This window comes from Nocardia sp. NPDC102475, from assembly GCF_055584605.1.
This window is the reverse complement of the sequence record NZ_JBVJLS010000026.1, coordinates 13,655-27,799: the sequence shown is the minus strand read 5'-3', so window position 1 is coordinate 27,799 and position 14,145 is coordinate 13,655. Positions and strand designations below refer to the sequence as shown.

The window sequence follows — 14,145 nt, the reverse complement described above, 5'->3', positions numbered from 1 at the left end:
AGCAGGGGGACTCGGCCGAGGCAGCCACTAACGATCATCGCGGCGATTACGAGATGACGCCGGAGATGATCGTTGGCTGACCCGGCCTACGTACCTGAAACGGCCGGGTCAGCGGGACGACCTTCAATGAGCCTCAGATGGCCCGAACCGCTTCTTCCGCGATATCGAGCACACCGAGCAACCACGGCGTATAGCTCCCCGGATCGTCGGCGATCGCATCCCGCAGCGCCTCCGGTTGGATCCACGCGTAGTCGGCGACCTCCGCCGGATCCGGCCGCGGCGCCGCGGTCCGCAGGAACTCGGCATCGAGCCGTCCGATGAGCACATGATCCCATTCGTGCTCCACCCGACCGGTCGCGGAATCCTGCGCGTGATACCGGAAGATTCCGACCTCGGTCAGCGCGGTGGCCAACCCCAGCTCCTCGGCCAACCGGACCGCGGCGGCCGCCACCACCGGCTCATCCGGCGCGGGATGACCGCAGGCCGTATTGGCCCAGAGCAGCGGAAACCGCGTCTTCACCGCGGCACGCTGCTGCAAAAGCACCCGACCAGCATCGTCGTACAGCAGCACCGAGAACGCGCGGTGCAGCAGCCCGGGCGCGGTATGCGCCTGCGCTACCGGGCACGCACCGACCGCGCGCCCGGCCGCGTCGACCAGCTCGACGGGCAGGGCCTCGCGGTCGGTAATCGGCTTCGCCAGCGTTTCGGTCACAGCTGCGCCTCGCTAGCGCTCGGCTCCGCTGTGACCGATGGTGCTGCGCCCATGATTCGCTCGCTCCGCTCGCTCATGCCTGCGCCTCGCTAGCGCTCGGCTCCGCCGTGACCGATGGTGCTGCGCCTATGGATGGCTCGCTCCGCTCGCTCATCGCCCCACCTTATCGGCGGCGATCAGCAGGTATTGGAAGCTGCCCTCCTTGTAGGCGGTCAGGAACGGCTTCTCCACGCCGGTCGCCAGCTCGGATTCGGTGCGCAGCTCCCAGTACGGGATCGTCGCGGCGGTCAGATCGATGACGTTGACCGGCACCAGATTGTTGTCGGCCAAGGCCCGGAAATACTCGCTGCGCGGATGGATCATGCAGCCGTAATGGGCGTCGATCCAGCTGACCGAGGCCGAACGCCCGCCGTTGACATCATTGGAGCAGCCGGTGATGCAGACGTAGCGACCGCCGGGTTCGAGCAGCCGGGCGAACTCTTCGAACAGCTCGCCGAGATCCACATACATGGTGGTTTCGTTGGTCCAGATGCCGCGCCTGGATCCGGTGTCGAAACCGGTATCGAGCATATTCCGGAAATGGAAGCGCACCTTGTCCGCGACACCGCGATGGGCGGCCTGATCGTTGGCGAAGCCGACCTGGTATTCGGAAATGGTGACGCCGTCGACCTGACAGCCGAAGCGCTGATTGGCCATGAAACTTGTACCGCCGCGGCCGGAGCCGCCGTCCATAAGCCGATCGCCGGGCCGGATATCACCGAGGTGGTCCAGCAGCAGCGACGCCTGCGCGGTCTCCAGGCGGTGCAGTTCCTTGACGAGCCGTTCCTCGCGAGAATCCGCCGGCCCGGCCAGCGCCGCCTGATCGGGTTCGCCGATGCCGTAGTGGTGGTGGAACAGCCCGTCGACCTCGCCGAGTTTGGTATTGACCCGGTCGTCATTCGGGTTGTTGTTCCAGTACTCGGCAACGGCTTTCTGGTAGCTGGTGCGCAGGACGGACCCCGTGTCGGGATTGAGCATGGTCATGCCTGATCATCCTCTCGTGTTGCGGTACTACGGATTACGTTGCGGTACTGGCTAATTCGACTCGTTGTAGCGCTTGCTCGTGGCGTGCCAGGCGCGGTTGCCGCCCATCCACGCCCAGAGTCCGCCGAGGAACCGGCGCAGTTCGGCCGATCCGGCGGCGGCCAGTGGACCGGCCTCCTGTTCGAACCGGTGCACCAGTTCGTCGTGCACGACGGCGGTGCGCAGCACCGCCTCGCGCCGGGAGCAGCGCTCCTCTGCGGCCAAGACCGTCGGCAGGTTGAATTCCCTACCGTCCGAACGGTCTTCGCGCGCCATCGAATACAGATCGTTCACCATCTGACTGGCGAGTGCGGCCGTGGTGACGACCTTGCGCACCCGCGGATCGGTGTACTCGGCGGCCTGGAGCTCATAGCCGCCGACCACATCGATCGGCGCCATACATGGCAGGAAACTGTGCGGCTGCCGATTGGTGAGGTACTCCCACACCGGTGGCATCCGGTGTGCGGACCGCCAGCCTGCCTCCGCACCGAGCGCGATGAACCATCCGGCGATCTCGGTACGCAATCGAGCCAGCTGTACCGGGGTCGCATACCGGGACATATGCTCGAAGGACGTCCGGAACGCGCGCAGGATCGGATCGGCCTGTAGCGCCCGCTCCAGCTGTGGCTGGTAGCGAGCCGGAAGATGGACGGGGTCCATTGCGGCGGCGGCCAGCTCGAGTCGGGGGCCGAGTTCGGCCTCGGCACTGGACGGCGTGCCGTCGGGTGCGGTCTCATCGGCTCCTTCCTCGCAGTAGTAATCGTCGACCGACCATTCCGAGACCGCGCATTTCGCGGCCGCGAGCAGCCGGTCCGCATCATTGCTGTCCGGATGGGCGAGCATGATCAACCGGCCGAAGTCGGCATCGCGCAGTTCGTCCAGGCGCCCGGCGTAGAGACCGATATCCCGCGCCCAGTCGATGAGCCCGTCGTTGACCAGTTGGGCCAACGCCGGGTCATCACGCAACGGCGGTGGACAGTACAGCGGTGGAATCGGTGCCGCGGTGCCTTGCAGGTAGGCGGACGCGGTACCTAATCCAGTGGGGCCGAATGGAATTCGACTCCGGTTGGTCTTCGGTTCGGCTGGGCCCGATCCTGCCGGCGCGGCCCCCTGCGCCACGCCGACAGCGATCGAAATGGCGTCGAACGCCACCGGTGGCGGCTGGAGACCAGCCGCCCGGATAGTAGGTGTGCGTGCGGGGTCGGGTACCTCAGTAGTAGGTAATCCCGCTTGGGTGGTGGTGGACGTCGGAAGTAGGAGTGCAGCCGCACCCAGGCCGCTGGGTCCGAGCAGGCTGCGCGGGGCAATCGTCTCAGGTTGGGTAGGTCGGTCCAGTTCTGACGAATCAGCTTCCACCACCTGGGCTTCGGATGATTCGGGTATTGCTGTGCATTCGGGTAATTCCGTACTTTCCGGTATATCGGTGTTTTCAGGTGGAGCCGAGGTTGCCGGTTCCGGAACCTCCAGCGGGAGTGTTGGTGGAGCGGTGGTATCGAGGTTGGACAGCAGTGCCGCGACAGCGGCGGCCACCTCGTGGGTGGCTGGTGGTGCCGAGGCGCGGGAGAGCACCGACATCGGTCATCACCCCGGTCAATCCGCCTGCCGGGCGACCAGGACGTTGTCGAGCACGCCCAGTGCGTCCGGCACCAGCACGGCCGCCGAGTAGTAGCAGCTGACCAGGTAGGAGATGATCGACTGGTCGTCGATGCCCTTGAAACGGACGTTCAGGCTCGGCTCGTATTCGTCCGGGATGCCGGTCTGGTGCAGGCCGATGACGCCCTGATCCTTCTCGCCGGTACGCATGGCGAGAATCGAGGTGGTCTGGGTATCGCTGACCGGGATCTTGCTGCACGGGTAGATCGGGACACCGCGCCAGGCGAACACGCGGTGTCCGTCCACCTCGACCGGATCCGGATACAGGCCGCGCTTACTACATTCACGACCGAAAGCGGCGATCGCTTTCGGATGTGCCAGAAAGAGTTTCGTGCTGCGCCGCATGCTCAACAGCTCATCCATATCGTCCGGCGTCGGTGCACCGGACTCACTGTAGATGCGCTGTTTCAGGTCGCAATTGTGCAGCAACCCGAAATCGGGATTGTTGACCAGATCGCTCTCGCGCCGCTCGTAGAGCGCCTCGATGGTGAGCCGGAGCTGCTGTTCGACCTGGTTCATCGGATCGTTGAACAGGTCGGCGACGCGGGTGTGCACCCGCAGCACGCTCTGGGCCAGGCTGAGCTCGTATTCGCGGGGGGCGTCGTCGAGGTCGACGAAGGTGCCGGTCAGCAACGGCTCACCGAAGTGGCCCGAGGAGATCTCGATATTCGCCTCGCCCTTGGTGTTTTGCGGGCGTGCCGGCGCGTCGGCGACACGGGACAATTGCTCGCGGAGCGCCGGGGTGTACTCCAGCATTTCTTCGAGCGTTTGCCGGGACAGCACCAGCATGGTGGTCGGGGTGACGGTTTTGACCGTCACCGGCCAAATACCGGACCCGTCGATGAGGGTTTCATCGCCGAAGAAATCACCGCCGCCCAGCATGCCGAGCTTGGTTTGCTCGCCGAATTCCCCGGTGCCGATCTTGCTGAGTTTGCCGTGCACGATCAGCATGACCTGATTCATCGGATTGCCGAATTCGGCGACCACCGTACCGGGTTCGAGGTCGCGCTGCTCGAAACGCTGGGCGAGCGCGCGCAGCACCTCTTCGTCATCGAAGTCCCGCAATTGCGGAAGTTCGGTGAGTTCCATCGGAATCACTCTGGCTTGCGAGCCGTCGATGACGAACTCGACCTCGCCGTTGCCGACGGTGTGGGTCAGCCGTCGGTTCACACGATAAATACCACCGTTGACCTGCGTCCACGGCAGTGCGCGGGTGAGCCAGCGCGATGTGATGCCCTGCATCTGCGGCTCGGACTTGGTGGTGTGCGCGAGCTGGTGGGCGGCGCCGGTGCTGAGGCTCTTGCGCCCGTTGGTTTCTGTTTGGACTGGCATTTCGATGGTCATGCGTGGTCCTCACCTGAGATGGTCACCGAGACGGTCGATTGTGCTGTACTGGTGGTTCGACGGCTTTTCGAATTCGGCGGTGGTGCACAACAATTCGACAGGCGGCAGGCCTGCTGGGGTATGGCGGCATGGTTGCAGAGAGAAGTGGCCGACCCGAGGCATGCAGACGGTGACCGACTCTCCCGTGCGAATTGGCTTACGCGACATTGCGTTCCGAACGGCTTCGATCCTAAACGGCGAAAGATGCTGTGCGCACACGAATCTCGAGAATGAAGCCACGAGAATGCTGGTATGTTTTTCGGATGGTTACGACATGACCTCGATGCGGATAACTGCCGATAACGGCCCGGCGCGAATCGGCCGCACCGAGCAAGGCTGTACGGTCGGTATCTTTTGCGCACCGCCGCCGCGAACATCCCGCATCATCGGCCCGACCTGGCATGGATCCCGTCACAGCCGACCCATAATGGATACACGGTGTGGGAAGCTCGTCTGAGCACATCGGGGCGTGTGATGCGGGTCACTTGCAGGGTAGGGCCAGGAGCGATCGTGAAGTTGAATGTGGAAAGTGTGGTCGGGTCGGTGCAGCGGTTGATGGCAACGGCCCAGAACGGCCTCGAGGTCATCCGCTTCGGCGGGTTGACCCACGATGTCGAGTCCTCGCCGTTCGAGGTCGTCGAACGGCGCAGAATGTATCGGCTGCGCCATTACTTCCCCGACGATGCGACGCCGGGTCGCCCGGTCGCGGTCCTGGTACCGCCGCTGATGGTCAATGCCGATATCTGGGATGTGAACGCCGACGACGGCGCGGTCGGCATTCTGCACCGTGGCGGAATCGACTGCTGGGTGGTCGATTTCGGTTCGCCCGCCAGTGAGGAGGGTGGCTGGGAACGGGATCTGGCCGATCACGTCCTCGCGGTCAACAGCGCCATCGATACCGTCTGCGACGCGACCGGCGCCAATGTGCACCTGATGGGGTACTCGCAGGGCGGCATGTTCGCCTATCAGACCACCGCCTACCGCTTCGGCAAGGGCGTGGAGAGCATCGTGACCTTCGGCAGCCCGGTGGATGTGGTCGCGGGCATGCCGTTCGGACTGCCCTACGGCATGGTCTCCGATGTCGCGGAGTTCCTGGCCGACCATGTGGTGACCCGCCTGCCCATCACCGATTCCATGGTCCGGCTCGGCTTCCAGATGCTCGATCCGATGAAGACCGCCAAATCGCGCATCGACTTCCTGCGCCAGCTGCACGACCGAGAGGCATTGCTGCCCAAGGAACGTCAGCGTCGGTTCCTCAATAACGACGGTTGGGTCGGCTACGCCGGTCCGGCGGCGGCGGATCTGCTCAAACAATTCGTCGTGCACAACCGATTGATGCTCGGTGGCTTCGTGATCCGGGACCAGCCGGTTTCGCTGGCCGAGCTGAAGTGCCCGATCCTGGCCTTCGTCGGCGAGGTCGACGATATCGGCCAGCCGGCCGCGGTGCGCGGCATCGTCCGCGCCGCACCCAATGCCGAGGTATACGAAGCCAGTTTGGTGGCGGGACATTTCGGCCTCGTCGCAGGCAGCATGGCGACCAGGCATACCTGGCCACTGGTACGTCAGTGGATCGATTGGATGGACAGCGATCAGCCGCTGCCGCCGGAGATCGCACCGATGACCGACCATGTGGCGACCAGCCGGCCGAATTCGGCGGCCACCAGGGTCGTGCACACCGCGGCCACCCTGGCCGAAGCGGGCGCGGGCGTCGGCAAGGCGCTGGAGGACATTGCCGGCAATACCGTGCGCGGTTCGATCGAACTCGCCGGTGAGGCCGCGCGCGCACTGCCGCGGCTGGTTCGGCTCGGCATGATCCAGCCACATACCCGCATCTCGTTGGGCCGTTTGGTCGCAGAGCAGGCGCGCCGCGCGCCGCTGCGCGATCTGTTCCTCTTCGACGATCGCGTGCACACCAATGCCGCCGTGAACGCGCGCATCGATAATGTCGTGCGCGGGCTCGTCTCCGTCGGCGTCCGCCCGGCCATGCGCGTCGGTGTGGTGATGGAGACCCGGCCGAGCGCGCTGGCCACCGTCGCCGCGCTCTCCCGTATCGGTGCGGTGTCCGTATTACTCGCTCCCGGTAGCGAGTTGGATCGCGCCATCGAACTCACCGGCATCAAGGCCCTGGTCTCGGATCCGGAGAATTTGCGCGCGGCGGCGGCAACCGGCACCCGGGTCCTGGTGCTCGGCGGCGGTAGCACGCGCACTCTCGATATTCCATTGAGCGATGACGTGATCGACCTGGAACAGATCGATCCCACGCAGGTCGAGCTGCCCGCCTGGTACCGCCCGGATCCGGGTCTGGCGCGGGAATTGGCCTTCGTGCTCGTCACCGGTACCGGCGACCGCCTGGAGACCAAGTACATCACCAACCACCGCTGGGCGCTGTCCGCCTTCGGCACCGCGACCTCGGCCGATCTGGATCGCAAGGACACCGTCTACTGTCTTGCGCCACTGCATCATTCGTCCGGTCTGCTGGTGAGCCTCGGCGGCGCGATCGCGGGCGGCAGCCGGATCGCACTGGCCAGGTCGCTGGATCCGATCCGGTTCGGTGAAGAGGTGCACCGCTACGGCGTAACCGTGGTCACCTACACCTGGACGATGCTGCGCGACATACTCGATGCCGAAGTCTTCCCGGCCGGACAGTATCTACCCACCCCGTCGGCTCCGCCGACTGCCACCCCCGCTTGGCATCCGATCCGTCTGTTCATCGGCTCGGGCATGCCCGCGGGCCTGTGGCGACGCACCACCGAACAGTTCGCGCCGGCTCGGGTGCTGGAGTTCTACGCCTCCATAGAGGGCGATGTGGTGCTGGCCAATGTGGCCGGTGTGAAAGCGGGCTGCAAGGGCCGCCCCGTGCCAGGCACCGCGAAGGTGGAGCTGGTTGCCTATGACCCGGTCACCGAGCAGATCCGGACCGACAGGTCCGGCTTCGCGCGCCGTTGCGCGGATAACGAGGTCGGGCTGTTGATCGGCAAGGCGACCGAGGGCATCGACCTCTCCGACGGCGGCCTCCGCGGGGTCTTCACGGCGGGCGATGCGTGGATGCCGACCGAAAATCTCTTCCGCCGCGACAGCGACGGCGACTACTGGCTGGTCGATCGCACGGATACGGTGATCCACACCGAGCGCGGCCCGGTTTTCACCCAGCCCATCGTCGACATGCTCAACGACATCACCGCCGTCGATATGGAGGTCGCCTACGCACTGCCCGTCGGCGACCATGCGCTCGCGGTGGCGGCGGTCAGCGTCCGCAAGGGCTTCCGGCTCGAACCCAAGGATGTGACCGAGGCGGTGCGCGCACTCGATCCGGACCAGCGGCCCGACATCGTCTATGTCGTCGACGCGATTCCGCGCAGCTCCTCCTACCGCCCGTCGACGCGGGCCGTGCAGGCCGCGGGTCGTCCGAAGCCGGGACCCGATACCTGGTGGTACAACCGGGAATCCGAGGCCTACGAAATCCGGACCGAGGACGAAGCCGGAACCGTCTTCGGCGAATAAGCCCGCGCCCCGTCGTTCCGGTTTCGGTCGGAACGGCGGGGTAGCGTGGATGCCAGGTCCGCGGCGACAACGGAGGTTTCGAGATGTCGTGGAAGGTCAAACTGGGCGTCGGCATATTGGCGCTGTTGGGCGCGCTGATGGTGATCGGGTTCGTGAAGAGTCTGGTGCTGTCCCTGGTGCCACTGGCGATCCTGCTGTTGGCCGGTTACGGCGTGTTCCGGCTCTACGTCGGCAGTCGCGGCAAAGCTACCGAGACCGAGGTGCCACAGCTGCCCGCCACCCCACCACCCGCGCTCCCGGCCCGTCCCACGAAGGATGCGGCGACCAGACTCCGCGAGATCCGCGAGGAGGCCGCCCGTCAGCAGGGGCAGCCGTAGGCGGGTACGCTTGCCGCGCCGGATCGTGTTGGCGAGTCGGTTGATTCATTACCAAGAGGGCGGTGCCTCGTGCGGGCTGCCCGGCGCATCCGGGTGGCGTAGTTGCCATGTCGACAACTGTTCAGGGGTGCTGTGAGACCGAGCCTTATCTACCGCAACGGAACCATCTACGAGCTGTTGATGCGTGGGCTGTATGGGCGGCACTACCCCGCTCGGTATCGCGCGATCGCCGAACTCGTGCCCGATGGTGTCAGCGTGGTCGACCTGTGCTGTGGACCCGCGACGCTGTACACCCGCTACCTGCGCGACCGGGCCATCGAATACACCGGACTCGACCTCAACGGCCGATTCATCGCCAGGCTGGCCCGGGCGGGTGGACGCGGCATGGTGTGGAACTTGCGCTCCGATACCCCGCTGCCCGAGGCCGACTACGTCATCATGCAGTCGAGCCTGTATCACTTTCTGCCCGAGCCTGCTCCGGTCATCGATCGGATGCTGGCCGCGGCGGGAAAGCAGGTGATCATCGCGGAGCCGATTCGCAACCTGGCCACCAGCCACAATCGGGTGCTCGCCGCGATCGGCCGGCGGTTCACCGATGCGGGCGACGGCGCACAGGCGCGACGCTTCAGCGAGGCGACTCTGGACGCGTTCTTCCGCGGTTACGAGCCGCGCGTGATGCAGCGGTCGCTGATCGCCGGTGGCAGGGAGAAGCTGTTCGTGCTCACCGCGTGAGGCGGGCCCGGCTCTCGCCTAGACGGTGAACGCGGTGACGGCGTCGATGACCCTGGCGATCTGATCGTCGGTGAGGTCGGGCCAAAGTGGCAGGCGCACAACGGTTCCCGAGAATTCGGCGCTGCGCACGCAGGCCTTCGGGGTGCGGCCGAGTTTGAGTCCGGCCGGGCTGGAATCCAGCGGAACATAGTGGAACGGCGCCGAGATGCCGCGTGCGGCCAGATGTGCGATCAGATCGTCGCGCTGCCGCTCGGTAGGTGTGCGCAGGTAGTACAGATGCGCGGTATGTGTGCGGTCCTCGGGCACCGCCATGAGCCGGACATCATTGCGGCGGGCCCAGTCCGGCAGTGCGGCGGCGTATGCGTCCCAAACCCGGTGCCGTCCGGTCTGAATCGTCTCGAATTCGTCGAGTTGCGCGTCCAGCACCGCCGCGTTGAGCTCGCTGGGCAGATAGCTGGAGCCGATATCCTGCCAGGAGTACTTGTCCACCGCGCCGCGCAGGAAACGGGCTCGGTCGGTGCCCTTCTCGCGGATGATCTCGGCGCGCGACATCAGGATCTCGTCGGTGAGCAGCAGCGCACCGCCCTCGCCACAGTGCACGTTCTTGGTGTCGTGGAAGCTGAGCGTGCCGAGGGTGCCCAGGGTGCCCAGGGGGCGATCGCGCCACCGGCCGCCGAGGCCGTGCGCATTGTCCTCCACGATGGCGATGCCGTGGGCGTCGGCGAGTGCGAGCAGACCGGCCATATCGGCGGCCACCCCGCCGTAGTGGATAACCACAACGGCCTTGGTTCGCTCGGTGATCACCGCGGCGACCGACTCAGGATCCAAATTGCCCGTTTCCGGGTCGATATCGGCGAAGACACAGGTGGCGCCGCGCAGTGCCATGGCCGTCGCGGTCGAGGTGAACGCGAAACTCGGCACGATCACCTCATCGTCGGGGCCGAGCTCGAGCAGCAGACCCGCCATCTCCAGTGCGGAGGTGCACGAGGTGGTCAGCAGCGCATGCGGCGCCTCGGTGATGGTCTTCAGCTTCGCGGTGGCCGAGGCGGTGAAGCGCCCGTCGCCGTGACTGTGGTCGGAGGCGAGAACGGCCTCCAGATTGGCCAGTTCGCGGCGGGCCCGGAACGGGCGGCTGAAGATGACGCGGTCAGTGCTCAACCCGGTCGCTCCCCCTGCTGGCGGTGGTCGTGGTCATTTCTCGGTTATCCGCCGGGCGCGGCGTCGGCGACCCGACGGTCAGATACAGCGGCTTGCCGACGAGGATATGCAAAGCCACACCGAGGTATTCGGCGATGAGTCCCAGCGAGAACAAGATCGTTCCCGAACATAGCAGCAGCACGACGATCATCGAGGCCCAGCCCTCGGGCGCCCAATTGTCGGCGGTGAGCGCCTCGTATACGACGAACGCGGCCATCACGCCACCGGCCAGCGCGAGGGTGACCCCGAGCAGGCTGACCAGCCGCAGGCCCCGGGTTCCGCTGCACAGCACCATCTTCCAGAACAGCGAGAACAGACGGCGGTAGTTGTAGCCGGATTCCTCGCGGCCCTCGGCGCGCAAGGTCACCGGCACCTGTGCGACGGTGCCGACCACCCAGGTCAGCGCGACGTCGAGATAGGCGCCGTTGGAGGCGACCTCGGCGAGCTGGCGGCCGATATCGCCGCGGATGAGCCGGTAGCTTTCGAATCGGGTGGAGTCCGGGAAGGCGAAGATCGTCGCGAGCACCACCTTCGCACCGCGCGAGGTGATGTTGCGCAGGAATCCGTGCGGACGGGTGTTGGTCGGCTTCGAATAGACCAGATCGGCGCGCTCGGTCAGGGCCGCGTCCAGGAATGCGCCGATGAAGGCGGGATCGTGCTGGCCGTCCTCGTCCATGGTGACGATCCAGTCGCCCTGGGCGGCCGACATTCCGGCGATGGTCGCGGCGTCCTGCCCGAAGTTGCGGCTGAGCCAGACGATCCGGACCTCTGGATAGGTCTGCTCCAGTTCCTGCAGCACCACATCGGAGCGGTCGGGACCGTGGTCGTGCACCAGGATGATTTCGCCGACCGTGAAGGCGACGCCGCCGGGTGTGTCGGTGGGGTCGGTCAGCCGGTGCAGTTCTTCGACAAGTCCACCGATGGTTTCTTCGCCCCGATAGATCGGCACCACGACCGACACCGCGTGCGGCTGGTCGGCGCCCGGCCGAGCGGGGCGTCCGTTGGTCGCACCCGCGGGCGAGCCGTTGGGGTGGGCGGTGGGAATCGGCATCAGCTGGATCGACTTTCGATGACGGTGCGTGCCGGTAATCTCCGCTGGACAGCAGAGCCCGAGCCGCCGTGAACTTTAACACGGTACGCATACGGCATTCCGGAGCAGCTCATCGCACCATCATGGTGGTGTCGGCGCTTCGATGCCAAGCTCGACTGTGCGCTGTAGGGTTTGGAACTCGTGACGGTTGGTGCAGTGACGGAGGCGAAAAACGCAGGACCCGACGCCCGCGACAGCGAGCCCGATTCGCGTCGGGAGGTGTACCGATGGGGTGCCGTCTGCACGCTCGGTGTCATCGCGGGATACCTGGCGGTACTGCTGGCCAACGCGCGGCACTTCTACACCGACGACACCGAATCCCAGTACACCGGACTCTGGGTGGGATTGGGACGCGCGCTCCGTGACGGCACCTTCCCGGTGCTGGTGCCCGAGCGCTGGATGTCGGGCAACAACACGATGGATGATGCCGGCCTGTTCAACCCGCCGCAGCTGCTGATCGATCTGATCGCGCCGTCGGTCGACAACATGGCGGTGTACGCGACCGTCGTCAAACTGATCTTCGCGATCATCGCTGCGCTCGGTGTCTACCGGATCTGCCTGGTGTACGGCGCGCGGCCGGTGTGGTCCGCGGTCGCGGGTGTCGCGTTCCCGCTGTCGGGTTTCTTCCTGTTCTTCGACGAGGCCAGTTGGATGACCGCGCTCACCGGCACCGCATGGCTGGTCCATGCCTGGGCGTCGTCGGTGCGCTACACCCGTGGTCTCGGCGGGCCGATTCCCGTCTTCGTCTACCTCTACCTGGCGATCTCCACGCAGTACATCTTCCCGGCTGTCGAGGCGGCGCTGATGCTGCTCGCCGTCGCGGTGGGCGAGCTCGTCTACCAGCGCAAATGGCAGCCGGTGGCGCGGTTGACCGTCGCCGCGACGGGTGCCGGTCTGGCCGGATTGCTGACCTTTCTGCCGAGCATGCTGTCGGCGAAGGTGACCTGGCGCGGCACCATGGAGATCAACAATGACCAGTTCTTGACGGTGCCATGGTCGGAATCGCTGAATGCCAGTCTGCCGAGCACATTGCCCGCATTCACCTCCTGGTGGGGCTACATCCAGCCTATGCCGGTCACCTATATCGCCTGGTTCCTTATTCCGGCGCTGGCCTTCATCGACTGGCGGCGCGCCCGCGAATCCTGGCGCGAGCTCAGTGGGGTCGCACTGTTCGCGATCATCATGCTGATGTGGAGTGCCGGACCGGGTTCGATCGGTCCGCTGCGCTGGCCGGTGCGGGTGCTGCCGATGCTCGCGCTCGGCCTGCTCGTGCTGGTCTGTGTGCTACTCGGGCGCTACGCCACCCTCCGTGATCTGAAGAGTCGCGGCGTCGCAGCCGCTCTGCTGATCGGTCTGCTGTGGGTGCGGTCGTTTTCCGCGGATCCGCACAATGTGGTCCGGCACGTGCTGGCGGCCGCCGCGATCGGCGCGCTCGTCGCCGGGGTGGTCTGGCTGGGACGTAACCGGAGTCTGGCCACCGCGGGTGTGCTGACCATCGTCGCGATGTTCCCGATCGCGTTCTATCAGGTCAATGCCGCGCAGCCGACGCCGATGACATGGCATCTGCCGACCAACAGGTCCGAGGCGCAGGCCGTATTCCCGGACTTTCCTGGTACCACGATCCAACTCGGCGAGCGCGGGCTGCTGCAGCGCGACGATATGAGCCTCGACGGCGCCTACGGATCCCTGGTCTTCGGCAACTACGCCAAATCGCTCGAGTTGACCTATGTCAATGGCTACACCCCGACCGGTCACTTCTATTTCGGCGAGCTGCTGTGCATGCGCTGGGACAGCAGCGTCTGCCCGGACGCGTATCGGCGGATGTTCGCCCCGGAGCCGACCACCGGCCGTCCCCTTGTCGATCTGATGAAGCTGGACCGGGTGGTGTTGCAGCGCGCCCTGTTCCCCGATGCGCGCAATCAGCCGGCACCGGAGGGCTGGAAGTGGGTCGACTATCCCGGCCACGAGCGCTACATCTCGGTGCTGGAACGCGTGGACGGTCCGATCTCGACGGTGAACGGCCGCGTCGCGGATGCGAAAAATGTGTCAGCTGCATCGATTTCGGAGACCGATACCACCAGCCGGGTGCGGGTGTCCTCGACCGGCGGCGGCAAGGTGGTATTCGCGCGCCTCGGCTGGCCGGGTTACCGGGTGACCCTGAACGGTAAGCAGATCCCGATCACCACCGTGGCGAAGTCCTTTGTCGCCGTCGACATACCCGCCGGCACGCAGAACGCCGAACTGGTGCTGACCTGGCGGCCGCCGGGCTGGAAGATCGGGATCGGCACCACAACGCTCGGCATCGCCGCCATCGGGGTGCTGCAGTGGCTGTGGGTGCGATCGCGGCGTCGGGATCCGGAGCCGCGGGCGGCGGATCCGAGCCCCGACGAGCCGGATCGTCAACTGGCGGACGTGGTCTCGTAGCGGTCGATCCGCGC

Annotated in this window: 10 protein-coding genes; 4 read left to right on the top strand and 6 right to left on the bottom strand. The window is 65.8% G+C overall.

Annotated elements, in window-relative coordinates; all coding sequences use genetic code 11:
• Nucleotides 1-133: 133 nt before the first annotated feature.
• The 4 genes from idi to ACZ60G_RS35230 all read right to left on the bottom strand — a co-directional run bounded on the left by idi (nt 134) and on the right by ACZ60G_RS35230 (nt 4,771).
• Nucleotides 134-712 carry an isopentenyl-diphosphate Delta-isomerase gene (gene idi, locus ACZ60G_RS35245; RefSeq protein ID WP_465815719.1) on the bottom strand — a complete coding sequence of 193 codons (579 nt, stop codon included), beginning with the start codon at nt 710-712 and terminating at the stop codon, nt 134-136.
• Nucleotides 713-862: 150 nt separating this feature from the next.
• A complete protein-coding gene (locus tag ACZ60G_RS35240) occupies nt 863-1,735 on the bottom strand; it encodes a geranyl diphosphate 2-C-methyltransferase (RefSeq protein ID WP_465815717.1) in 873 nt (290 codons plus the stop codon).
• 51 nt (nt 1,736-1,786) lie between these two features.
• Nucleotides 1,787-3,349 carry a family 2 encapsulin nanocompartment cargo protein terpene cyclase gene (locus ACZ60G_RS35235; RefSeq protein WP_465815715.1) on the bottom strand — a complete coding sequence of 521 codons (1,563 nt, stop codon included), beginning with the start codon at nt 3,347-3,349 and terminating at the stop codon, nt 1,787-1,789.
• Between the two features lie 15 nt (nt 3,350-3,364).
• A complete protein-coding gene (locus ACZ60G_RS35230; protein ID WP_433622302.1) occupies nt 3,365-4,771 on the bottom strand; it encodes a family 2B encapsulin nanocompartment shell protein in 1,407 nt (468 codons plus the stop codon).
• Between the two features lie 513 nt (nt 4,772-5,284).
• Here ACZ60G_RS35230 and ACZ60G_RS35225 point away from each other — a divergent pair.
• From ACZ60G_RS35225 to ACZ60G_RS35215, 3 genes are all read left to right on the top strand, one after another.
• Nucleotides 5,285-8,311 carry an acyl-CoA synthetase gene (locus ACZ60G_RS35225; protein WP_465815713.1) on the top strand — a complete coding sequence of 1,009 codons (3,027 nt, stop codon included), beginning with the start codon at nt 5,285-5,287 and terminating at the stop codon, nt 8,309-8,311.
• A gap of 83 nt (nt 8,312-8,394) precedes the next feature.
• On the top strand, nt 8,395-8,688 hold the full coding sequence (locus tag ACZ60G_RS35220; protein WP_433521726.1) for a hypothetical protein: 294 nt from the start codon (nt 8,395-8,397) through the stop codon (nt 8,686-8,688).
• A gap of 132 nt (nt 8,689-8,820) precedes the next feature.
• On the top strand, nt 8,821-9,420 hold the full coding sequence (locus tag ACZ60G_RS35215; RefSeq protein WP_465815711.1) for a class I SAM-dependent methyltransferase: 600 nt from the start codon (nt 8,821-8,823) through the stop codon (nt 9,418-9,420).
• An 18-nt stretch (nt 9,421-9,438) separates the two neighbouring features.
• Here ACZ60G_RS35215 and rffA read toward each other — a convergent pair whose 3' ends face one another.
• Together rffA and ACZ60G_RS35205 are read right to left on the bottom strand one after the other, a co-directional pair.
• A complete protein-coding gene (rffA, locus tag ACZ60G_RS35210; RefSeq protein WP_465815709.1) occupies nt 9,439-10,578 on the bottom strand; it encodes a dTDP-4-amino-4,6-dideoxygalactose transaminase in 1,140 nt (379 codons plus the stop codon).
• Nucleotides 10,568-11,668, bottom strand: a complete 1,101-nt coding sequence (locus ACZ60G_RS35205) for a glycosyltransferase family 2 protein (RefSeq protein ID WP_465815707.1) — start codon at nt 11,666-11,668, stop codon at nt 10,568-10,570. Before ACZ60G_RS35205 ends, rffA begins: the two co-directional genes overlap by 11 nt.
• 258 nt (nt 11,669-11,926) lie before the next feature.
• Between ACZ60G_RS35205 and ACZ60G_RS35200 the strand changes: the two genes are divergently transcribed.
• Nucleotides 11,927-14,131 carry a hypothetical protein gene (locus ACZ60G_RS35200; protein ID WP_465815889.1) on the top strand — a complete coding sequence of 735 codons (2,205 nt, stop codon included), beginning with the start codon at nt 11,927-11,929 and terminating at the stop codon, nt 14,129-14,131.
• Nucleotides 14,132-14,145 lie beyond the last annotated feature (14 nt).